The 21,142-nt window shown below is 65.8% G+C and carries 23 protein-coding genes; 1 reads left to right on the forward strand and 22 read right to left on the reverse strand.

Annotation, left to right across the window (positions count from 1 at the left end; translation table 11 throughout):
- Positions 1–9: 9 nt before the first annotated feature.
- From P73_RS17300 to P73_RS17405, 22 genes are all read right to left on the reverse strand, one after another.
- The gene (locus tag P73_RS17300; protein WP_043870531.1) at positions 10–1,548 is read right to left on the reverse strand and encodes an NADH-quinone oxidoreductase subunit M; all 1,539 of its coding nucleotides are present in this window, start codon (positions 1,546–1,548) and stop codon (positions 10–12) included.
- Positions 1,548–3,653: an NADH-quinone oxidoreductase subunit L gene (nuoL, locus tag P73_RS17305; RefSeq protein ID WP_043870532.1), complete on the reverse strand. Its 2,106-nt coding sequence runs from the start codon at positions 3,651–3,653 to the stop codon at positions 1,548–1,550. The genes P73_RS17300 and nuoL overlap by 1 nt, the downstream gene beginning before the upstream one ends.
- 5 nt (positions 3,654–3,658) lie before the next feature.
- On the reverse strand, positions 3,659–3,964 hold the full coding sequence (gene nuoK / locus P73_RS17310) for an NADH-quinone oxidoreductase subunit NuoK (protein ID WP_043870533.1): 306 nt from the start codon (positions 3,962–3,964) through the stop codon (positions 3,659–3,661).
- Between the two features lie 97 nt (positions 3,965–4,061).
- Positions 4,062–4,676: an NADH-quinone oxidoreductase subunit J gene (locus P73_RS17315; protein WP_043870534.1), complete on the reverse strand. Its 615-nt coding sequence runs from the start codon at positions 4,674–4,676 to the stop codon at positions 4,062–4,064.
- Positions 4,673–5,080: a carboxymuconolactone decarboxylase family protein gene (locus P73_RS17320; RefSeq protein ID WP_043870535.1), complete on the reverse strand. Its 408-nt coding sequence runs from the start codon at positions 5,078–5,080 to the stop codon at positions 4,673–4,675. Before P73_RS17320 ends, P73_RS17315 begins: the two co-directional genes overlap by 4 nt.
- Before the next feature lie 15 nt (positions 5,081–5,095).
- Complete coding sequence (gene nuoI / locus P73_RS17325) at positions 5,096–5,587, reverse strand: NADH-quinone oxidoreductase subunit NuoI (protein WP_043870536.1); 492 nt, start codon at positions 5,585–5,587, stop codon at positions 5,096–5,098.
- Between the two features lie 3 nt (positions 5,588–5,590).
- The gene (nuoH, locus tag P73_RS17330; protein WP_043870537.1) at positions 5,591–6,631 is read right to left on the reverse strand and encodes an NADH-quinone oxidoreductase subunit NuoH; all 1,041 of its coding nucleotides are present in this window, start codon (positions 6,629–6,631) and stop codon (positions 5,591–5,593) included.
- Positions 6,632–6,645: 14 nt separating this feature from the next.
- Positions 6,646–7,068, reverse strand: coding sequence for a hypothetical protein (locus P73_RS17335; RefSeq protein ID WP_052453595.1), 423 nt, complete (start codon positions 7,066–7,068; stop codon positions 6,646–6,648).
- Positions 7,068–9,089 (reverse strand): NADH-quinone oxidoreductase subunit NuoG, encoded by a 2,022-nt coding sequence (nuoG, locus tag P73_RS17340; protein ID WP_043870538.1) that lies wholly within the window; start codon positions 9,087–9,089, stop codon positions 7,068–7,070. Before nuoG ends, P73_RS17335 begins: the two co-directional genes overlap by 1 nt.
- Before the next feature lie 6 nt (positions 9,090–9,095).
- Positions 9,096–9,491, reverse strand: a complete 396-nt coding sequence (locus P73_RS17345) for a DUF5333 domain-containing protein (protein WP_043870539.1) — start codon at positions 9,489–9,491, stop codon at positions 9,096–9,098.
- Entirely contained in the window at positions 9,488–9,901 is a 414-nt protein-coding gene (locus P73_RS17350) for a DUF5333 domain-containing protein (protein ID WP_043870540.1), read from the reverse strand. The genes P73_RS17345 and P73_RS17350 overlap by 4 nt, the downstream gene beginning before the upstream one ends.
- A 272-nt stretch (positions 9,902–10,173) precedes the next feature.
- Entirely contained in the window at positions 10,174–11,472 is a 1,299-nt protein-coding gene (gene nuoF, locus P73_RS17355; RefSeq protein ID WP_043870541.1) for an NADH-quinone oxidoreductase subunit NuoF, read from the reverse strand.
- 13 nt (positions 11,473–11,485) lie between these two features.
- Positions 11,486–11,704, reverse strand: a complete 219-nt coding sequence (locus P73_RS17360) for a DUF5337 domain-containing protein (protein WP_043871898.1) — start codon at positions 11,702–11,704, stop codon at positions 11,486–11,488.
- A 12-nt stretch (positions 11,705–11,716) separates the two neighbouring features.
- Entirely contained in the window at positions 11,717–12,475 is a 759-nt protein-coding gene (locus tag P73_RS24535) for a hypothetical protein (protein ID WP_052453382.1), read from the reverse strand.
- An 83-nt stretch (positions 12,476–12,558) separates the two neighbouring features.
- Positions 12,559–13,821, reverse strand: coding sequence for an NADH-quinone oxidoreductase subunit E (locus P73_RS17370; protein ID WP_043870542.1), 1,263 nt, complete (start codon positions 13,819–13,821; stop codon positions 12,559–12,561).
- Entirely contained in the window at positions 13,821–15,065 is a 1,245-nt protein-coding gene (locus tag P73_RS17375; protein WP_043870543.1) for an NADH-quinone oxidoreductase subunit D, read from the reverse strand. The genes P73_RS17370 and P73_RS17375 overlap by 1 nt, the downstream gene beginning before the upstream one ends.
- Positions 15,066–15,965 (reverse strand): sulfotransferase, encoded by a 900-nt coding sequence (locus P73_RS17380; protein ID WP_043870544.1) that lies wholly within the window; start codon positions 15,963–15,965, stop codon positions 15,066–15,068.
- Positions 15,966–15,972: 7 nt separating this feature from the next.
- Complete coding sequence (locus tag P73_RS17385; protein ID WP_043870545.1) at positions 15,973–16,572, reverse strand: NADH-quinone oxidoreductase subunit C; 600 nt, start codon at positions 16,570–16,572, stop codon at positions 15,973–15,975.
- Positions 16,573–16,583: 11 nt separating this feature from the next.
- Complete coding sequence (locus tag P73_RS17390) at positions 16,584–17,108, reverse strand: NuoB/complex I 20 kDa subunit family protein (protein WP_043871900.1); 525 nt, start codon at positions 17,106–17,108, stop codon at positions 16,584–16,586.
- Positions 17,108–17,473 carry an NADH-quinone oxidoreductase subunit A gene (locus P73_RS17395; RefSeq protein WP_043870546.1) on the reverse strand — a complete coding sequence of 122 codons (366 nt, stop codon included), beginning with the start codon at positions 17,471–17,473 and terminating at the stop codon, positions 17,108–17,110. Before P73_RS17395 ends, P73_RS17390 begins: the two co-directional genes overlap by 1 nt.
- A 306-nt stretch (positions 17,474–17,779) precedes the next feature.
- Positions 17,780–18,973 carry a DegT/DnrJ/EryC1/StrS family aminotransferase gene (locus P73_RS17400; RefSeq protein ID WP_043870547.1) on the reverse strand — a complete coding sequence of 398 codons (1,194 nt, stop codon included), beginning with the start codon at positions 18,971–18,973 and terminating at the stop codon, positions 17,780–17,782.
- Positions 18,970–19,632 (reverse strand): HAD-IA family hydrolase, encoded by a 663-nt coding sequence (locus P73_RS17405; RefSeq protein ID WP_043870548.1) that lies wholly within the window; start codon positions 19,630–19,632, stop codon positions 18,970–18,972. The genes P73_RS17400 and P73_RS17405 overlap by 4 nt, the downstream gene beginning before the upstream one ends.
- A gap of 156 nt (positions 19,633–19,788) precedes the next feature.
- On the opposite strand from P73_RS17405, the gene glmU reads away from it, so the two are divergent.
- A complete protein-coding gene (glmU, locus tag P73_RS17410; protein ID WP_043870549.1) occupies positions 19,789–21,141 on the forward strand; it encodes a bifunctional UDP-N-acetylglucosamine diphosphorylase/glucosamine-1-phosphate N-acetyltransferase GlmU in 1,353 nt (450 codons plus the stop codon).
- Position 21,142: the final 1 nt, after the last annotated feature.

The raw sequence follows: 21,142 nt of genomic DNA on the forward strand, positions 1-21,142 counted from the left end.
CCTTGTCCCTCAGTGGCTTGCGACGTCTGCGGCCATCTCGGTCGGCAGCGCGGCGTTGTAATTGTCGATGAGCAGCTCGACGGACGGGCCGATGATGTCGGTCACCAGCGACGGGTAGACCCCGAGCAGGATCGTCATCGCGACGAGCGGGGCGAAGATCCATTTCTCCCGCGCGCTCATGTCGGAGATCGACTTCAGGCTTTCCTTGATGAGATCGCCGAGGACGACGCGGCGGTAGAGCCAGAGCGCATAGCCCGCCGAGAGGATCACGCCGGTCGCGGCGACCAGGGCGATCCAGGTGTTCGCCTGGAACATGCCCATGAGCGTCAGGAATTCCCCGATGAAGCCGGAGGTGCCCGGAAGGCCGACATTCGCCATGGTGAAGAACAGGAAGACCGCCGCATAGGCCGGCATCCGGTTCACGAGCCCGCCGAAGGCGTCGATCTCGCGCGTGTGCATCCGGTCGTAGATCACGCCGACGCAGAGGAAGAGCGCGCCGGAGACGAAGCCGTGCGAGAGCATCTGGAAGATCGCACCCTCGACGCCCTGCTGGTTCATCACGAAGATCCCCGCCGTCACGTAGCCCATGTGGGCGACGGAGGAATAGGCGATGAGCTTCTTCATGTCGCTCTGGACCAGCGCGACGAGCGAGGCATAGACGATGGCGATCACCGAGAGCCAGAGCACGAAGGTCGAGAGGTATTCGGAGGCGACCGGGAACATCGGAATGGAGAAGCGCAGGAAGCCGTAGCCGCCCATCTTCAGCAGGATCGCCGCCAGCACGACCGAGCCCGCCGTCGGCGCCTGGACGTGCGCGTCGGGAAGCCAGGTGTGCACCGGCCACATCGGCATCTTCACCGCGAAGCTGGCGAAGAAGGCGAGGAAGGCGAGCGTCTGGAACCCGCCGAAGACCGAGAAGCCGAGCACCTGGATCGTGTCGGAGGAGAAGTCGTGTTGCAGCAGTTGCACGATGTCGGTGGTGCCCGCGTCGATATACATCGCGATCATCGCCACCAGCATCAGCACCGAGCCGAGGAAGGTGTAGAGGAAGAACTTGAACGCCGCGTAGATGCGGTTCACCCCGCCCCAGATCCCGATGATGAGGAACATCGGAATGAGCCCGCCCTCGAAGAAGAGGTAGAAGAGGAACAGGTCGAGCGCCGCGAAGACGCCGAGCATGAGCGTTTCCAGGAGCAGGAAGGCGATCATGTATTCCTTGACGCGCGTCGTCACGTCCCAGGCGGACCAGATCACCAGCGGCATGAGCGCGGTGGTGAGCATGATGAACAGGACGGAAATGCCGTCCACGCCCATCTTGTATTGCAGGCCCATGATCCAGTCGGCCTCCTCGACCATCTGGAAGCCCGTGTCGGAGGGATCGAAGCCGAAGAGGATGAAGAGCGACACCAGGAAGGTGATGATCGTCGCGAAGAGGGCGAGGCGCTTGGCGTTGAGTTGGGCGGTCTCGTCGTCGCCGCGCAGGAAGAGCGCGAGGACGAGCGCGGCCACCGTCGGAAGGAAGGTGACGAAGGAGAGGACGTTATCCATCAGTTCGTCCCTCCCGCGATCGACATCCAGGTAATCAAGATCACAATCCCCAGAACCATGCTGAACGCATAAGTGAAGATGAAGCCCGACTGCGCACGGCCCGCGAGCCGCGTGAAGAAGGGCACGATGCCCATGGCGACGCCGTTGATCACGCCGTCGATGGTGCGCTCGTCGCCGCGTTTCCACAGGACGCGGCCGAGGCCGAGCGCCGGACGCACGAAGATCACGTCATAGACCTCGTCGAAATACCACTTGTTGAGCAGGAAGCGGTAGGCGACCGGCTGGCTCGCGGCGAGGCGTCGCGGCGTCGCGGGGCTCCAGATGTAGAACCACAGCGCCGTGATCAGGCCGATCAGCATGGCGATGAAGGGCGAGACCTTGACCCAGGTCGGGACATGGTGCGCATCGTCGAGCACGGTGTTCTCCGGCCCGATGAAGATGGCGCCCGTGACCGCCGCCTCCGCGGAATGGTCCGCCTCGACGCCTTCGGCGACGATCGTGTCCTCGTCCTGCGTTTGCAGAAGCTCGAGATCGCCTTCGCCGGCGCCCTCGCCTTCCGCGACGGTCTCCTCGGCGTGGTGCGGCAGGCCGAAGAATTCGGTGAACCGGTCATGGTCGCCGAAGAAGGCGTTGTACCAGATCATCCCGCCGAAGATCGCGCCGAGCGAGAGCGCGCCGATCGGGATCAGCATCACGAGCGGGCTTTCATGGGCGTGTTCATGGGCATGGTGGTCGCCGCGTTCCTTGCCGAAGAAGGTGAGGAAGATCAGGCGCCAGGAGTAGAAGGAGGTGAAGAGCGCCGCGATCACCAGCATCCAGAAGGCATAGCCGACGCCGGAGGCATAGGCGCTCTCGACGATCGCGTCCTTGGACAGGTAGCCGGCAAAGCCGATATGGGTGAGCGGGATGCCGACGCCGGTGATGGCGAGCGTGCCGATCACCATCATCCAGAAGGTGAAGGGGATCTTCTTGCGCAGCGCGCCGTAGTTGCGCATGTCCTGTTCGTGGTGCATCGCGGTGATGACCGAGCCCGCGCCGAGGAAGAGCATCGCCTTGAAGAAGGCGTGGGTCAGCAGGTGGAACATCGCCGGGCCGTAGGCGCCGGCGCCCGCGGCAACGAACATGTAGCCGAGCTGCGAACAGGTCGAATAGGCGATGACGCGCTTGATGTCGTTCTGCACGAGGCCGACGGTGGCCGCGAAGAAGGCGGTCGAGGCGCCGATATAGATCACGAAGGTCTGCGCGGCCGGCGCATATTCAAAGATCGGCGACATGCGGCAGACGAGGAAGACGCCCGCGGTCACCATGGTGGCGGCGTGGATGAGCGCGGAGACCGGGGTCGGGCCTTCCATCGCGTCGGGAAGCCAGGTGTGCAGGAAGAGCTGCGCCGATTTTCCCATCGCGCCGACGAAGAGCAGGAAGGCGATCAGGTTCGCCGCGTTCCATTCGGTCCAGAGGAAGTGCAGCTGCGTGTCCGCGAGCGCCGCCCCCTGGGCGAAGATTTCGTCGAAGCGCACGCTGTCCGTGAGGAAGAACAGCGCCGCGATGCCGAGGATGAAGCCGAAATCGCCCACCCGGTTGACGATGAACGCCTTCATCGAGGCCGCGCCCGCCGAGGGTTTCCTGAAATAGAATCCGATCAGCAGGTAGGAGGCGAGGCCGACGCCCTCCCAGCCGAAGAACATCTGGATGAGGTTGTCGGCGGTCACCAGCATCAGCATGGCGAAGGTGAAGAGCGACAGGTAGGCGAAGAAGCGCGCCCGGTAGGGCTCGTCATGGCCGAAGTTCTCGTCATGGGCCATGTAGCCCAGCGAATACATGTGCACGAGGGCGGAGACCGTGTTCACCACGATCAGCATGATCGCGGTCAGCCGGTCGAGGCGGATGCCCCAGTCCGCGGTGAGCGAACCGCTGTCGAGCCAGCGCAGCACGGTGACGTGTTCGGTCGTCCCGTCGAAGGTCAGGAAGACGATCCAGCTCAGGATCGCGGCGAGGAACAGAAGGCCGGTCGTCAGATATTGCGCCGCCTTCTCTCCGATCAGCCGCCAGCCGAAGCCCGCGATGACGGCGCCGACGAGCGGCGCGAAGAGGATGATCGTTTCCATGCCTGTTACCCTTTCATCACGTTGACGTCCTGGACGTCGATCGTGCCGCGGTTGCGGAAGAAGCTCACGAGGATCGCGAGGCCGATGGCCGCCTCGGCGGCCGCGACGGTGAGCACGAGCATCGTGAAGATCTGTCCCGTCAGATCCCCCAGGAAGGAGGAGAAGGCGACCAGGTTGATATTGACCGACAGCAGGATCATCTCGATGGACATCAGGATGATGATGACGTTCTTGCGGTTCAGGAAAAGACCGAAGATGCCGATGACAAACAGCGCGCCCGCGACTGTCAGGTAATGTTCAAGTCCGACCATGTCGTCCCTCAGTTCTTGTTCTCTCGCCGCACTCTGGCGGCCTTCGTCGCGGGGCGGCCCGGCTGTCGCCCCGTGAAATCTTGGCTGCGGGCGGGGCTCAGAGCCCCTGCCCCGGCTTCACGTCCTTGATCTGCATCGCCTCGCCCGGATCGCGATACATCTGCGCGAGCACGTTCTGGCGCTTCACGTCGGAGCGGTGGCGCAGCGTGAGCACGATCGCCCCGATCATCGAGACCAGGAGCACGAGACCCGCGAGCTGGAAGAGCATCAGGTATTTGTCGTACATCAGCAGCCCGAGCGCGGCGGTGTTGTGCACCTCCGCGGTATCCGGCGTCACCGAGCGGCGCAGCCCCTCCGCGCCCTCCGCGACGGTCCAGTCCCCGAAGGCCAGCCCCAGCTGCATCAGCAGGACCGCCCCGATCAGCAGCGCGAAGGGCAGGTATTTCGCCATCCCCGCCTTCAGCTCCGCGAAATCGACGTCGAGCATCATCACGACGAAGAGGAACAGCACCATGACCGCGCCGACATAGACGATGATCAGGAGCATGGCGACGAATTCCGCGCCCAGCAGCACGAAGAGCCCGGCCGCCGACAGGAAGGTCAGGATGAGCCAGAGCACCGAATGCACCGGGTTCTTCGCGACCACCGTGAAGGTGCCGGCCGCCAGTATCAGGATGGCGAAACAATAGAATGCGAAATCCGCGACAGTCATTCACTGTCCTCCTGCGTCTCGGAGAAGACGCCCTGCGCCAACTCCAGTGCCTTTGACATCGCCGGGACGCCGCCCAGCATTGACATTTGATAGATCACTTCCGCGATCTCTTTTTTCGTCGCCCCCGCCTCGAGCGCGTGGCGGACCGTCATCTTGAACGGGATCTCCGCCTGCGCCCCCTGGGCGGTGAGCCCCGCGAGGATCACCAGGAGCCGCGTCTTGCTGTCGAGCCCGTCGGGGTTGAAGGCATTGCCCCAGAGCATGTCCATCTGCGCCTTGGTCATGGTCGGGAAGAGCTTGTCGAACGCGGGCACCTGAAAATTCTGGAGCGCCGGGTTGAAGGCAGCGGCCATCTTCTGGCTCTGCTCCATCATCTCTCCGAACATCTTGGCGAAATCGGTCATGCGCGGGTCACATCCTCAGCGATAGGGAGCGTCGAGCTCGAGATTGCGCGCGATCTCCGCCTCCCAGCGGGCACCGTTGTCGAGAAGCTTCTGCTTGTCGTAGAACAGCTCCTCCCGCGTCTCGGTCGAGAATTCGAAATTCGGTCCTTCGACGATCGCATCCACCGGGCAGGCCTCCTGGCAGAAGCCGCAGTAGATACATTTCGTCATGTCGATGTCGTAGCGCGTGGTGCGGCGCGAGCCGTCCTCGCGCGGTTCGGCGTCGATGGTGATCGCCTGCGCCGGACAGATCGCCTCGCAGAGCTTGCAGGCGATGCAGCGTTCCTCTCCGTTGGGATAGCGGCGCAGCGCGTGCTCGCCGCGGAAGCGCGGCGAGAGCGGGCCCTTTTCATGCGGGTAGTTGATCGTCGCCTTGGGGGCGAAGAAATAGCGCAGCCCGATTTTGAAACCGGTCCAGATGTCGGTCATCAGGAAGTATTTGGCTGCGCGGGTGTAATCGAGCGCCATGGATCAGCCTCCAATCGCCCAGCGGGCATAGGCCCCGCCGAAGACTTCGAATTTTGCAAGGAACGCGACCAGGACGACCCAGAAGAGCGAGAGCGGGAGGAAGACCTTCCAGCCGATGCGCATCAGCTGGTCGTAGCGGTAGCGCGGCACGATGGCTTTCACCATCGCGAAGATGAAGAAGGCCACGAGCATCTTGAGAACGAACCACAGGATGCCGTCGGGCAGGCCCGGAATGGGCGACAGCCAGCCGCCGAAGAACAGGAGCGAGACGAGCGCGCACATCAGCACCACCGCCATCAGCTCGCCGATCATGAACAGCAGGAAGGGCGTCGAGGAATATTCGACCTGGTAGCCCGCGACGAGTTCGGATTCCGCCTCCGGCAGGTCGAAGGGCGGGCGGTTGGTCTCCGCAAGGGCGGAGACGAAGAACAGCACGACCATCGGCAGATGCGGCAGCCAGTACCAGGAGAAGAGGCCATAGCTCCCCTTCTGCGCCATGACGATGTCGCCGAGGTTGAGCGACCCGGTGGAGATGATCACGCCGATGATGATGAGGCCGATGGAGACCTCGTAGGAGATCATCTGCGCCGCCGAGCGCAGCGAGCCCAGGAACGGGTATTTCGAGTTCGACGCCCAGCCGCCCATGATCACGCCGTAGACCTCGAGCGAGGAGATCGCGAAGATGTAGAGGATCGCGACGTTGATGTCGGAGACCACCCAGCCGTCGTTCCAGGGAATCACGACCCAGGCGATGCAGGCGGTGACGAAGGTGATCATCGGCGCGAGGTAGAAGACGAACTTGTCCGCCCCGGCCGGCACCACCACCTCCTTGACGAGGTACTTGATGAAGTCCGCGAAGGACTGCAACAGGCCGAAGATACCGACGATATTCGGCCCCTTGCGCATCTGGACCGCGGCCCAGATCTTGCGGTCGCCGTACATCAGAAAGGCGAGGGCCACGAAGAGCGGCACGAGGACCAGCAAGATCTGCCCGAGCGTGAGCAGAAAGATCCCCAGATTTGTTGTCGTGAAAAATTCGACCATGTCGTCCTAGCCTTTCACACCGTCGGTATTCCGTTGTCCCGGCAGTTCGCGACGACGACTTCGGCGTCGAGCTGGCGCAAACCGTCGGGGAGCGCTGGCGAGATGGTGTAAACAGCATCCGCGCGCCAAATTCCACCCTCTTGTGCGACATTCGTGCGCACATGACGCGCAAACCCGTATCCCCGGATCAGCGCATATTGCGCGGCGGCGCAATCCGCATAGGCCACCACGTTTTCCCTGGCGCCCTCGCCCCGTGCCGCGACGAAGAAATTCACCAGATCGCCGTCCAGAAGACGTGTCTCCACGCCCAGATAGTCGCTCTGCGCCCGCACGCCGGGATCGGCCGCACCCTCCGGCGCGGCGCAGGCGGAGACCTGTGCCAGCGCCGTCAGGGCGAGCGCGGCCGTCGCCGCGGGATATGCGGGCGCCGCGGCCATCATTCGGCGGCCACCGGCGCCGCGTCGCGCGCCTTCGCCATGGCCGAGAGTTCGGCCATCAGCACCGAGGCGCGCGCGATCGGGTTGGTGAGGTAGAAATCCTTCACCGCGTTGCGGAAGCTCGCCTTGCCGAGCGGCGCGGCCGGAAGCGGCAGCCATTCGTTCTCCGCCACCGTGTCGATCTGCGACAGGTGCGGCACCTCCGCGATCAGCGCGTTGCGCAGCTGCGCGAGCGAATCGTAGGGCAGTTGCGCCCCCGCCTCGGCCGAGAGCGCCCGCAGGATCGCCCAGTTCTCCTTTGCCTCTCCCGGCGGGAAGGCGGCGCGCAGCGCGAGCTGCGGACGGCCCTCGAGGTTCACGAAGAGCCCGTTCTCCTCGGTATAGGCCGCGCCCGGCAGGATCACGTCGGCGCGGTGTGCGCCGCGGTCGCCATGCGAGCCCTGGTAGATCACGAAGGCGCCGTCCCCGATCTCGACCTCGTCCGCGCCGAGGTTGTAGATCACCTCGGCCCCGTCGAGCGCCGCGCTCAGCCCGCCCTCGGTCGTCGCATCCACATCCATCGCCCCCACGCGGGAGGCGGCGGTGTGCAGGATCATCAGGCGCGAATTGGTGGCCTCTGCGATCTGCATCGCGGTGGAGAGAACGGCCTCGCCATCGGCCTCGCCGATCGCGCCCGCGCCGACGATGATCAGCGATTGCGTCGCCTTCGTCTCCTCGGAGATCTCCTCGTCCAGAAGCGATTGCAGCGCCGCGCGGTCGGTGCCGATATGGTCGTAGCCATAGGTCAGGTCGACCGCCTCGCCCACCAGCCCGACCTGCGCGCCCTTCGCCCAGGCCTTGCGGATCCGCGCGTTGAGCACCGGCGCCTCGTCGCGCGGGTTGCTGCCGATCATCAGGATCATCTGCGCGTCGTCGATATCCTCGATCCGGGCGGTGCCGGCATAGGCCGCACGGTTGCCCGCCGGAAGGCGCGCACCGTCGGTGCGGCATTCGACCGAGCCGCCGAGCCCCTCGACCAGCCCCTTGAGCGCATAGACCGCCTCGACGGGGGCGAGATCGCCGACGAGCCCCGCGACCTTCTTGCCCTTCATCGCGGCCGCGGCCGCCCCGAGCGCCTCCGCCCAGGTGGCGGGCTTCAGCTTCCCGTCGCGGCGCACATAGGGCCGGTCGAGGCGCTGGCGGCGCAGGCCGTCCCAGACGAAGCGCGTCTTGTCGGAGATCCACTCCTCGTTCACCGCGTCATGGTTGCGCGGCAGGATGCGCATGACCTCGCGCCCCTTCGTGTCCACGCGGATATTCGCCCCCATCGCGTCCATGACGTCGATCGTCTCCGTCTTCGTCAGCTCCCAGGGACGCGCGGTGAAGGCATAGGGCTTCGAGGTCAGCGCGCCGACCGGACAGAGGTCGATGATGTTGCCCTGAAGGTTCGAATGCAGCGTCTCGTTGAGATAGCTCGTGATCTCGCTGTCCTCGCCCCGGCCCGTCTGGCCCATCTGGGTGATCCCCGCGACCTCGGTCGTGAAGCGCACGCAGCGGGTGCAGGAGATGCAGCGCGTCATCGTCGTCGCGACGAGCGGCCCGAGGTTCAGGTCCTCGGTCGCGCGCTTCGGCTCGCGGTAGCGCGAGAAATCGACGCCATAGGCCATCGCCTGGTCCTGGAGGTCGCATTCGCCGCCCTGGTCGCAGATCGGGCAGTCGAGCGGGTGGTTGATGAGCAGGAATTCCATCACCCCCTCGCGCGCCTTCTTCACCATCGGCGAATTGGTCTTCACCACCGGCGGCTGGCCTTCCGGTCCCGGACGCAGGTCCTTGATCTGCATCGCACAGGAGGCGGCGGGCTTCGGCGGTCCGCCCACGACCTCGACGAGGCACATGCGGCAGTTGCCCGCGATGGACAGCCGTTCGTGATAGCAGAACCGCGGCACCTCGATCCCGGCCACTTCGCAGGCCTGGAGGATCGTCATGGCCGGATCGACCTCGATCTCGTTCCCGTCAATGATGATTTTGCGCGTATCTGCCATAGGAGATCACCTGTTCTTCATGAGTTTGCCGAGCGGGGAGCGCGCGGCAATCTGCGCTTTGCCGAAGGCGCACATCGCCTCCGTGTTCCGTTTCTCGACGCCGTTGGCGGCGAAGAATGCGTCCGACTCGCGCGACAGCTCGGCCAGATAGGCCGGGTCCTGGAGCGCCTGCACCTCGTCGGCGCCATATCCCTTTTCGGTGATGCGGGCCAACATGGACTTCGCCTGTGCGTTCACCTGCCGGGTGCGCGGCGCGAGGCCCGGACAGAGGGAGGTCAGTTCGGTAACGATCATGTTCTCGATCATCACGGACTTGATTTCGGGATCTTCGGTGATCGGCGCGGCGGAGGCCGGTGCGGCCATCAACGCGATCAGCGCGGGATATGCAAGGTGCCGGATCATCGCGTGCTCCTCAGGAAGGACCCGATCAGCGAGCCGCGCGCGATCTCCGCCCGGCCGAAGGCGCAGAGCCCCGCCTCCGTCTTCGGATCGAAGCCCGCCCGGCGCACATAGCTCTCGCCGAGCCGCCGGATGCGCGCCTCCTCGGCGTCGCTTTCGACGTAGGAGCGGATCTGCGCGTCGCTGTAGCCCATGGACGACGCCTGCCGCTTCAGCCCCCAGAGGAAATTCAGCCCCTTGAGCTTGCGCGCCTCGAGCGTCGGGCATTCGTCGGACACCTCGATCGCGATCGCCGCCCAGAGCATGTTCCGGTCGATCTCCTCGACCTCCCTGAGCGGCGGCAGTTCGGCCGCCGCCGCCGAGGCGCCGGCGCCGAGGCCCATCGCGAAAAGGAGGGGTTTCAGGGTCGTCATGGGGTCACTCCGCTGCCATGGGGCGACGGCATTCCTCCCGGAAAAGCCGCGCCTGCCTCAGATCCGGCCCGCCGAAGGCGCGGTCGCTGTCCCCATGGTTCCCGTGTGACGGCGAGACGTTCGTGCGCCTCGTCCAGGCCGGGCCTGTGCCCTTTTTCGACATGCCGCATCGCCGGATGCGGCAGGGCCACGCGCGGATCGCCGCCCGGTGCGACAGGTCGCCCGACGTTCAGATCCGCGAGATATGGCGTGGCCCGTGGCATGATCTCCGTTTACTCCGCCGCATAGGCCGCGGTGACGCGGCCGGTCTGCTTCGCCTTGATGCGGTCCTCGATCTCGTCGCGGAAGTGACGGATCAGGCCCTGGATCGGCCAGGCCGCGGCATCGCCCAGGGCGCAGATCGTGTGGCCCTCGACCTGTTTGGTCACGTCGAGCAGCATGTCGATCTCCTCGATCTCCGCATCGCCCGTCACGAGCCGCTCCATCACGCGCATCATCCAGCCCGTGCCTTCGCGGCAGGGGGTGCACTGGCCGCAGCTCTCGTGCTTGAAGAAGGAGGAGAGGCGCCAGATCGCCTTCACCACGTCCACCGAATTGTCCATGACGATCATGCAGCCGGTGCCGAAGGAGCTCTTGTTCTCCCGCATCCAGTCGAAGTCGAAGATCGCATCCTCGAGCGCGGATTTCGGCAGCACCGGGCAGGAGGCCCCGCCGGGGATGATCGCCTTGAGATTGTCCCAGCCGCCGCGGATGCCGCCGCCGTGCTTCTCGATGATCTCGCGCACGGAGAGCGACATCTCCTCCTCGAAGACGCAGGGCGTGTTGACATGGCCGGTCAGCGCCATGAGCTTCGTCCCGGCGTTGTTCGGACGCCCGAAGGAGGCGAACCATTCGGGTCCGCGCCGCAGGATCGTCGGCACGACGGCAATGCTTTCCACGTTGTTCACCGTGGTCGGGCAGCCGTAGAGCCCCGCACCCGCGGGAAACGGCGGCTTCATCCGCGGCATGCCCTTCTTGCCCTCGAGGCTCTCGATCAGCGCGGTTTCCTCGCCGCAGATATAGGCGCCGGCCCCGTGGTGCAGGTAGATGTCGAAATCATAGCCGGACTTGCAGGCGTTGCGCCCGATCAGGCCGGCCTCATAGGCTTCGTCGATCGCGGCCTGAAGCGCCTCCTTCTCCCGGATGTATTCGCCCCGGATGTAGATATAGGCGGCCACCGCCCCCATGGCGAAGCCGGCGATCAGCGCCCCTTCGACCAGCGTGTGCGGGTCGTGGCGCATGATCTCCCGGTCCTTGCAGGTCGCGGGCTCGGATTCGTCGGCATTGATCACCAGATAGGCCGGGCGCCCGTCGCTTTCCTTGGGCATGAAGGACCATTTCAGACCCGTCGGAAAGCCCGCGCCGCCGCGCCCGCGCAGGCCGGAGGCCTTCACCTGCTCGATGATCCAGTCGCGCCCGTTGGCGAGAATGCCCGCGGTGCCGTCCCAATGGCCGCGTTTCTGCGCACCTGCGAGGCTACGGTCGTTCATCCCGTAGAGGTTGGTAAAGATCCGATCCTGATCCTTGAGCATCGCTCTTGTCCCTTCAGTCCTGCTGGCGCGCGCGCCAGATCTGATAAATCACCACGAACGCCCACACGAATGCGGCGAGCGCCGAGAGGTCGATGAGAAACGCGTAGCGCTCAGGCCATCCGAGTTTCGCCCCGACCCACTGGGCCCCCAGCCAGACCACCATCGTCGCGGCGATGACGAGCGCGACCATCCGCGCCTTCTTCGCCTGCTGGAGGTCCTTGTCGGGAACCATCGTCTTCACCCCTCAGTCGGCGCCGCCCTCTTCGGCGCGGTCCTGACCTTCCGTCCCCCCGCCCTGCGCGAGGAGCGTCGCCTGGCCGACCCAGTCGTCGCGGGTCACCCGGCCTTTGAAGCCTTTCAGGTTCTCGTCCATATACGCCACATCCGCCGGCCCCCAGGCCGCGATCTGGTCGTAATGGTAAACGCCCATCTCGTGCAGCACCGCCTCGAGCTTCGGCCCGACGCCGCGGATCACGCGCAGATCGTCCGGCCCGCCCTCGCGCGGCGCATCCCTGAGGTTGTCGGGCTTGCCCTCGACCGGCAGCGGCGTCGGCACCGGCGCGACCGGAACGGGTGCCGCGGGAACGATCGGCTCGGCGGCGATATCCGCGATCGGCTCCGCGATCTCGTCCTCTTCCGCGACCTCTTCGGCCTCCACCGCCGCGCTGCCCTGCACCGGCTCCTCGCGGATGTCCGCCGGGTGCGGGTCCGTCGCGATCTCCGTGGCGGCGGAGGCAGGCTGGTCGCCGATCCCGCTCGTCTCCATCACCCCTTCGGTGCGCGCCGCCGCGGCCGGACGGCCCTCCGCCGGCGTGGCCTCCCCCGCGTCGTGCCAGCCGATCCAGAGCAGGATCGCGACCAGAAGCGCCACGAGCACCCCGACGATCAGCGAGGCCGCGGTCGTGTAATCCGCGATCCACAGAAGCGCCATGAAGGCCAGCACGCCGCAAATCGCCGCGATCAGCCAGATCTTCGCCGTCTTTCCCGTAGTGCCGTCAGTCATCGCGTCGCTCCTCTGTCCATCCCTGCCGGATGTCGTCGCCTTCTTTCGGTCGCGGGCATCCGCCCTCTCGTCTCAGCCAGTCCTCAGTATTTCGCGCGTTTCGAGAAGTCGGTTTCGCCGCCTTCCGCGAGGATCTTCGCCTGTTCGGTCCAGCCGTCGCGTTCGATCCGGCCCTTGAAGCGCAGACGCTCGTCGACCCAGGCGATCTCCTCCGGCGTCCATTTCGCGATCTGGTCGTAATGCCAGAAGCCGAGCTGGTTGAGCGTCGCCTCGAGCTTCGGACCCACGCCCTTGAGCTTCTTGAGATCGTCCGCCCCGGCCTTGCGCGGCGCCTTCATCGTGCGCGGCTTCTTCTGCGCGACGAGGGTCGGTCCCGCCTCCGCGCCGGTGCGGGGCACGATCTCCTCGCCGTGCACGGGCTCCGTCGGGCCGCTGCTTTCGGCCACCTCGCCCGCCGGATCGCTCTTCGAATCCGGCTTGGCCTTCGATTCCGCCTCGGCCTCCTGCTCGGTCACGCCGAGTTTCGTCGCCGGATGCCCCTTCGCGGGTTTCGGCTCCCGCGCCGCGCTTTCCGCCGCCTGCTGCACCGCGGATTTCTCCATCGGCTCGGGCTTCGGCGTCGCGCCATGGCCCGCGCCCCTGTGGATCCACGGGGTCAGGAGCGGCACCTCGGTGCCGTCGATGCGCTTGAGCGTGTCGCCGATATCGACCGCGCGCTGCACCGATCCGTTATGGTCCGCACCCGTGCCCCGGTAATCCGCGAGGACCACGGGACCGCCCGCCGGCTCGGAGGAATAGCGGCCCTGCTGCGATCCCGGCAGCGGCACCTCGCCCGCCTCCATCCGGTCGAGCAGACGCTCGAAATTCTCCGCCGTCAGGTCCTCGTAGTAATCCTTGCCGATCTGCGCCATCGGCGCATTGGCGCAGGCGCCGAGGCATTCCACCTCTTCCCAGGAAAACCGCCCGTCCGCCGACAGCGTGTGCGGCGTCGGCGCGATCCGGCGCTTGCAGACCTCGATGATGTCGCCCGAGCCGCAGATCATGCAGGTCGTGGTGCCGCAGACCTGGATATGCGCGACCGTCCCCACCGGCTGAAGCTGGAACATGAAGTAGAAGGTCGCCACCTCGAGCGCCCGGATATAGGGCAGGCCCAGCATGTCCGCGACATGTTCGATCGCCGGCTTGGTCAGCCAGCCTTCCTGCTCCTGCGCGCGCCACAGCAGCGGGATGATCGCCGATTGCTGGCGCCCTTCCGGGTATTTCGCGATCTGGCCCTCGGCCCAGGCGCGGTTCGCCTCGGTAAAGGCGAAGGCGGCGGGCTGTTCATGATAAAGACGGCGGAGCATTAGCGGTCGACCTCCCCGAAAACGATGTCCATGGTAGCGATGAGGGCGGAGACATCCGCGAGCAGATGGCCCTTGGCCATGTGATCCATCGCCTGCAAATGCAGGAAGCCCGGCGCGCGCAGCTTGGCGCGGTAGGGCTTGTTGGTGCCGTCGGAGACGAGATAGACGCCGAACTCGCCCTTCGGCGCCTCGACGGCGGCATAGACCTCGCCCGCCGGCAGCTTGAAGCCCTCGGTATAGAGCTTGAAATGGTGGATGAGCGCTTCCATCGACGTCTTCATGTCGCCGCGCTTCGGCGGGGTGAGCTTGCCGCGGGCGAGGATGTCGCCCTGGTTCGCGGGCTCGCGCAGCTTGGCGACCGCCTGCCGGATGATCTTTGTCGACTCGTACATCTCCTGCATCCGGCAGAGATAGCGGTCGTAGCAGTCTCCCCTCGTGCCGACGGGGATCCCGAACTCGAACTCGTCGTAGCATTCGTAGGGCTGCGCGCGGCGCAGGTCCCAGGCGAGGCCGGAGCCGCGGGCCATCACGCCCGAGAAGCTCCAGTCGAGCACCTCCTGCTCGGAGACCACGCCGATATCCACGGTGCGCTGCTTGAAGATGCGGTTCTCCGTCAGCAGCTCGTGCACATCGTCGAGCACCTTCGGGAAATGATCGGCCCAGGCGTCGATATCGTCGAGCAGCGCGGGCGGAAGATCCTGGTGCACGCCGCCGGGACGGAAATAGGCCGAGTGCAGGCGCGCGCCGCAGGCCCGTTCGTAGAAGATCATGAGCTTCTCGCGTTCCTCGAAGCCCCAGAGCGGCGGGGTGAGCGCGCCCACGTCCATCGCCCCCGTCGTCACGTTCAGCAGGTGGTTGAGAACGCGGCCGATCTCCGAATAGAGCACGCGGATGAGCGAGGCGCGGCGGGGCACGGTGACACCCGCGAGCTTCTCGATCGCGAGGCACCAGGAATGTTCCTGGTTCATCGGCGCCACGTAGTCGAGCCGGTCGAGATAGGGCAGGTTCTGGAGATAGGTGCGGCTCTCCATCAGCTTTTCGGTGCCGCGGTGCAGCAGCCCGATATGCGGGTCGGCGCGTTCCACCACCTCGCCGTCGAGCTCGAGCACCATGCGCAGCACGCCGTGGGCGGCGGGGTGCTGCGGGCCGAAGTTGATGTTGAAGTTGCGGATCTGCTGTTCGCCCGTCCGGGCGTCCCGCGAGCCGTCGTCATAGGTGTTTTGCCGGATGTCGCCGTCCATCATTCAGATCCTTGCCATATTCGCCTGCCACCGCTCGGGCAGCCGGCCAAATGTCTTTTCCACATAGGCGTATTGCGGGGCGAGAAATGCCGCCGCCTCCCGCCGTTGTCTGTCGCTGAGCGTGAGCCGGATCCCCTCGTGGGCGCGCGGCTCCGCCTCGACGCGCCTGCCTGGGGAGATCCCGAGGAAAGCGCAGAGGCGCGAAAGCCCTTCCCCCGTCAGCAATTCTTCGGTGAAGCCGATCATCAGCTTCTCGTCCGGCACCGCGCGGTTCAGCTTCTCGATGATCGCGGCATAGTCGCCGCGCGGCGGAATATGCGTCTCCAGATCGCGGTTCACGACCCGGTTCAGGATCCGCCTCGCCTTCACCGCCACCTCCTCGCCCTCCCGGCGCTGGCGCGTCGCCTGCATCCGCACATGGGACCAGAGCCGGTCCACCGGATCGCGCATCAGGAAGACGAAGCGCACGTCGGGCGCCATCGCCGCCATCTCGCGCAGCCGCGTCTCGGACAGAAGGGCATAGCCCGGCGTGATGTCGCCCGCGAGCTTCTTCTCCCCGATCCCGTCCAGGAGATAGAACAGGTAGTCCGGCACCCCCGCCTCGCCCAGTTCGAGGATGCGCACGATCTCGTCCACATCCATGATCTGACGTTCGAGATTGGCAAGTTTCCACAGGTTGCCATTGTTGCGGGCGATATTCTGGCGACCGACAAGATCGGCGCGCAGACGGGCATAGACATCGAACTGATGTGTGTAATCGTCGAAATCCACCGTGTCGAAATAGTGGATCTCCTTGACCGAGCGCATGTGGCACTCCGGATGATCGTGCAGATAGCGGTAGAGCGAGCTGGTGCCCGCCTTCGTCGCTCCCACGCAGATCATGATGGCCGGATGCCCGCTCATCTCTGGATCACGCCCCCTTTTCGTCGCCGGGAAGGATGTATTTCGCACCCTCCCAGGGCGAGAGGCTGTCGAACTGCCGGTATTCCTGGGTCAGCCGCACGGGTTCGTAGACGACGCGCTTGAGCTCCTCGTCATAGCGCACCTCGGTATAGCCGGTGGTCGGGAAATCCTTGCGCAGCGGGAAGCCGCGGAAGCCGTAATCCGTCAGCAGGCGCCGCAGGTCCGGGTGACCGGAGAAGATGATCCCGAACATGTCGAAGATCTCCCGCTCGAACCAGCCGGCGGAGGGGTGCACGGAGAGGATCGAGGGGATCGTCTCCTCCTCGCGCACCGCCGCGATCACGCGGATGCGCTGGTTCTGGTACATCGACAGGAGGTGATAGACGACGTCGAACCTCTGCTCGCGCGCCGGATAGTCCACCGCGGTGATGTCGGTGAGCGAGGAGAACTTGCAGCTCCCGTCGGTCTTCAGGAAGTCGATGAACTCGACGATCCCCGCCGCCGCGACGGTGACCGTCAGCTCGTCATAGGCGATCGCCGTGGCGAGCACGTCGCCGGGACGCTTGAACTCGATATGGGCGGCGAGTTCGATGAGGGCTTCGCTCATTGCTCCACTCCTTAGCGTGCGATCGTGCCGGTGCGGCGGATCTTGCGTTGCAGTTGCAGGATACCGTACATCAGCGCCTCCGCCGTCGGGGGGCAGCCGGGCACGTAGACATCCACCGGCACCACGCGGTCGCAGCCGCGCACCACGGAATAGCTGTAGTGGTAGTAGCCGCCGCCGTTCGCGCAGGAGCCCATCGAGATCACGTAGCGCGGTTCGGGCATCTGGTCGTAGACCTTGCGCAGCGCCGGGGCCATCTTGTTCGTGAGCGTGCCGGCGACGATCATCAGGTCGGACTGGCGCGGAGAGGCGCGCGGCGCGGTGCCGTAGCGTTCGAGATCGTAGCGCGGCATCGAGGTCTGCATCATCTCGACCGCGCAGCACGCGAGGCCGAAGGTCATCCAGTGCAGCGAGCCGGTGCGCGCCCAGTTGATGATGTCCTCGGTCGAGGTGAGCAGGAAGCCCTTGTCCTGGAGATCCCTGTTCAGCGTCTGGGTGGCGACCTCGCGGTCCGCCCCCGCGGTGTTGGCTCCGGTCATCACGCCCATTCGAGAGCCCCTTTCTTCCATTCATAGGCAAAGCCCACGGTCAGCACGCCGAGGAACACCATCATCGACCAGAAGCCCGTCATGCTCAGATCCTTGAACGCGACGGCCCAGGGAAACAGGAAGGCGATTTCGAGATCGAAGATGATGAACAGGATCGACACGAGGTAGAACCGCACGTCGAACTTCATCCGCGCATCGTCGAAGGCGTTGAACCCGCATTCATAGGCCGAGACCTTTTCGGGATCGGGATTGCGGACGGCGAGGATGAGGGCTGCGAAGATGAACACCAGACCCAGCGCGATGGCGAGGCCGATGAAAATGACGATGGGGAGATATTCCCGAAGCAAGTCTTCCACGAGCGGCTCCTTGATCCGCGCACTCACGGGGGAACTCAGATGTCGAGCAACCTCGGGCGCGCTGCTTTGCTAGCTTTGCGTGGTTTAGCCCCACCGGCCAGCGCGGTCAACCGAAGCGCGCGGCGCAAAGCCCTTGTTTTCAAGGGGCTCTCAAAAGTTTTTTCGCTGGCGCCGCAAGATTTTGCACCGCGCGGTCCAAAAACCGCCGAAAGCGCGATTCGAGCCTCTATCCTTATGCTTTTTGTCGGATTTTCACCCCTGTATGCCTTCGCATACCGCCCGCCGCGCCCCGAGTCCGGGTCAGGATCATGCTGCGCGCGCACGGACCTCCTCGCCGATGATCCGCGCGATCAGCGCGCAATCCTCGAGGCTGAAGGTGAGCGGCAGGCGCATGTCCACGATCGCGCACAGCACCCGGTCGCTGCCGGGCAGGCTCTGCGGCGCGACATAGCGCCAGCTGTCGTAGCGGGAGGTGAAGCCCACGGGCTCCTTCGCCCCGAACCATTTCAGCTCGACGCCGCGCGCGAGGCAGGCCTCCACCAGCGCCGCGATCCGCTCCCCCGGCCAGTCGAGCAGGAGAAACTGGAGGGAGGAGCCGACGAACTGCTCCTGAGGCGGCCGCTCGACCAGCGTCAGTCCCGGCGTGCCGCGCAGCCCCGCCTCGACCACGCGATAGCGCGCGGTCCAGTTTTCCGCCTGGCGCGGCAGGTCCGCGAGCTGCACCCGCAGGATCGCCGCCCGAAGCTGATCCATGCGGCCGGAGACGTTCGGCGTGTCGTACTTGACCTTTTCGAACACTTCAGGCCCCGGCGCGGCGGTGTGCTTTGTGTAAAGCATGTAGGATCCCGACAACATCACCGCCCGCGCCGCGATCTCCGGGTCATCGGTGACGAGCAGGCCGCCCTCCCCCGAATTGATATGCTTGTAGGTCTGCGTCGAATAGCAGCCGACCGCCCCGTGCCGCCCCGAAGGCACACCGTTCCAGCTCGCGCCCATCGTATGCGCGCAGTCCTCGATCACCAGCACACCCGCGCCGGTACAGACCCGCATGAGCGCGTCCATGTCGACGATATGGCCGCGCATGTGGCTGAGCATCAGCACCCGCGCGCCGCTCTCCGCGATGCGGAGCCGCAGATCGTCGAGGTCGATCACCAGCCCCTCGGTCACGCCGACGAAGACCGGCTCGGCCCCGACGGAGGCGATGGCCCCCGGCACCGGCGCCAGCGTGAAGGCGTTGGTCAGCACCCGCTCGCCCGGCCTCACCCCCACCGCCCGCAGCGCACAGCCGAGCGCATAGCCGCCCGAGGCCACGGCGAGACAGTATGCCGCACCGGTGAAGGCCGCGAATTCCTCCTCGAGGCGCGCGACCTCCCCCACCTCGCCGGGCAGGAGGTTGTAGCGATGCAGCCGCCCGCTGCGCATCACCGCCACCGCCGCCTCGATCGCAGCTTCGGGGATCGGCTCCTGCTGGGTGAAATTCCCGGTGAAGACCTCTTTCATCCGATCAACTCCCGCGTGACATCCGCCAGATCGCCGTAATGGCCGAGCAGCGCCTCCGGTTCGAGCGCGGCGACGCGGTCGCCGTCGGGCCCGAAGGTCACGAGCGCGCAGGGCACCCCCGCCGCCCGCGCGGTGGCGCGGTCGGTTTCCGTGTCGCCCACGAGGAAACTGCGCGCCACGGTGCCGCCCGCCCCCTCCACCGCCGCCACATAGGGCTTCGGATCGGGTTTCGAGACGCCGACCGTCCGCGCGCCGATCATCGCGCCGAAGAGATCGCGCACGCCCAGCCGCATGAGCAGCCGGTCGGCCAGATCCTCCGGCTTGTTGGTGCAGATGCCCAGCGCATAGCCCGCCGCGCGCAGCGCCTCCACCGCCTCCGCCGCGCCGTCGTAGAGCCGCGTGTGCACGTCGATATGCTCGCCGTAATAGTCGAGGAGCACCGGATATTGCTCCGCGATCTCCGCCTCCCCGCCGTGGCCCAGCCGCTCGAACCCGAGCCGCAGCATCGCCCGCCCGCCGCGGAAGGCGGTATGCGCATCGGCGACCGGGCTCAGCAGGTCGCCATGGCCGAGCCCGCGAAAACAGGCATTCGCCGCCGCGATGAGATCGGCGGACGTGTCCGCGAGCGTCCCGTCGAGATCGAAAATCACCGTCCGCATCGCCTTCCTCTCCGGCCCGGCCCTCGCCCCAGAGGCAAATCGCCGCCCATTCGCTGTAACCTGACGTCGCAATTAGTGAAGCCCGCGGCACTTGCGACCCCGCGCGACATGGGTAAAACGGCAGGCGAACAAAGAAAAGAGCAGATCGGGACAGACATGGCCAACGCCCTCATTCTCCTCGCCGCCGGACAGGGAACGCGGATGAATTCCGACCTGCCGAAGGTGCTGCACCAGATCGGCAATGCGCCGCTCTTCGCCCATGCGCTCGCCTCCGGCGCGGCGCTCGACCCCGTCCGCACGGTGCTCGTGGTCGGCCATGGCGGCGACCGGGTGGCCGCCGAGGCGGCGAAGATCGACGAGGGGATCGTCGTCGCGCGGCAGGAGGAGCAGCTCGGCACCGCCCATGCCGTGCTCCAGGCCCGTGAGACGCTTGGCGATTTCGAGGGCGACGTCTTCGTGCTCTACGGCGACACACCCTTCATCTCCGGGGAGACGGTGCTGCGCATGGCCGAGGCGCGCAGGACGGCCGATGTCGTCGTCCTGGGCTTCGACGCCGCCGATCCCGCACGCTACGGACGGCTCGTGACCGAGGGCGACAGGCTCACCCGCATCGTGGAATACAAGGACGCGAGCCCGGCCGAACGCGCGATCACGCTCTGCAATTCCGGCCTCGTCGCCGCCGATGCCGGCGTGCTGTTCGATCTTCTGGAACAGGTCGGCAACGACAATGCGGCGGGGGAATACTACCTGCCGGACATCGTGGACATTGCGTGGAAGACCGGGCGCAGCGCCACCGCCGTCTCCTGCGACGAGGCGGAGACGCTGGGCGTCAACACCCGCGCGGAACTCGCCCGTGCCGAGGCGATCTTTCAGACCGCGAAACGGGCCGAGGCGCTCGAGACCGGCGTCACCCTGACCGCGCCGGAGACCGTGTTCTTCTCCCTCGACACCTATGTGGGGCGCGACGCGGTGGTGGAACCGCATGTCGTCTTCGGCCCCGGTGTCACGGTGGAATCGGAGGCACACATCCGCGCCTTCTCCCATCTCGAGGGCTGTCACGTCTCCATGGGCGCGACGGTCGGCCCCTTTGCCCGGCTGCGCCCCGGCGCGGAACTCGCCAACAACGCGCATGTCGGCAATTTCGTCGAGGTGAAGAACGCCCAGATCGGCGAGGGCACGAAGGTCAACCACCTCACCTATATCGGCGATGCGGAAATCGGCGACGGCACCAATGTCGGCGCGGGCACGATCACCTGCAATTACGACGGCGTCTTCAAGCACCGCACCGTGGTCGGGCGCAACGCCTTCATCGGGTCGAACACGATGCTCGTGGCGCCCGTCACGGTGGGCGACGAGGCGATGACCGCCTCGGGCTCCGTCATCACCTCCGACGTCGAGGCGGGCGCGCTCGCGATCGGGCGCGCCAGGCAGGTCAACAAGCCCATGCTGGCGGTGCGGATGTTCGAAAAGTTGAAGTCTTTGAAAGCAAAGAAGCAAAAAGGGCAGTAAA

The organism is Celeribacter indicus (genome assembly GCF_000819565.1).
Taxonomy (GTDB): domain Bacteria; phylum Pseudomonadota; class Alphaproteobacteria; order Rhodobacterales; family Rhodobacteraceae; genus Celeribacter; species Celeribacter indicus.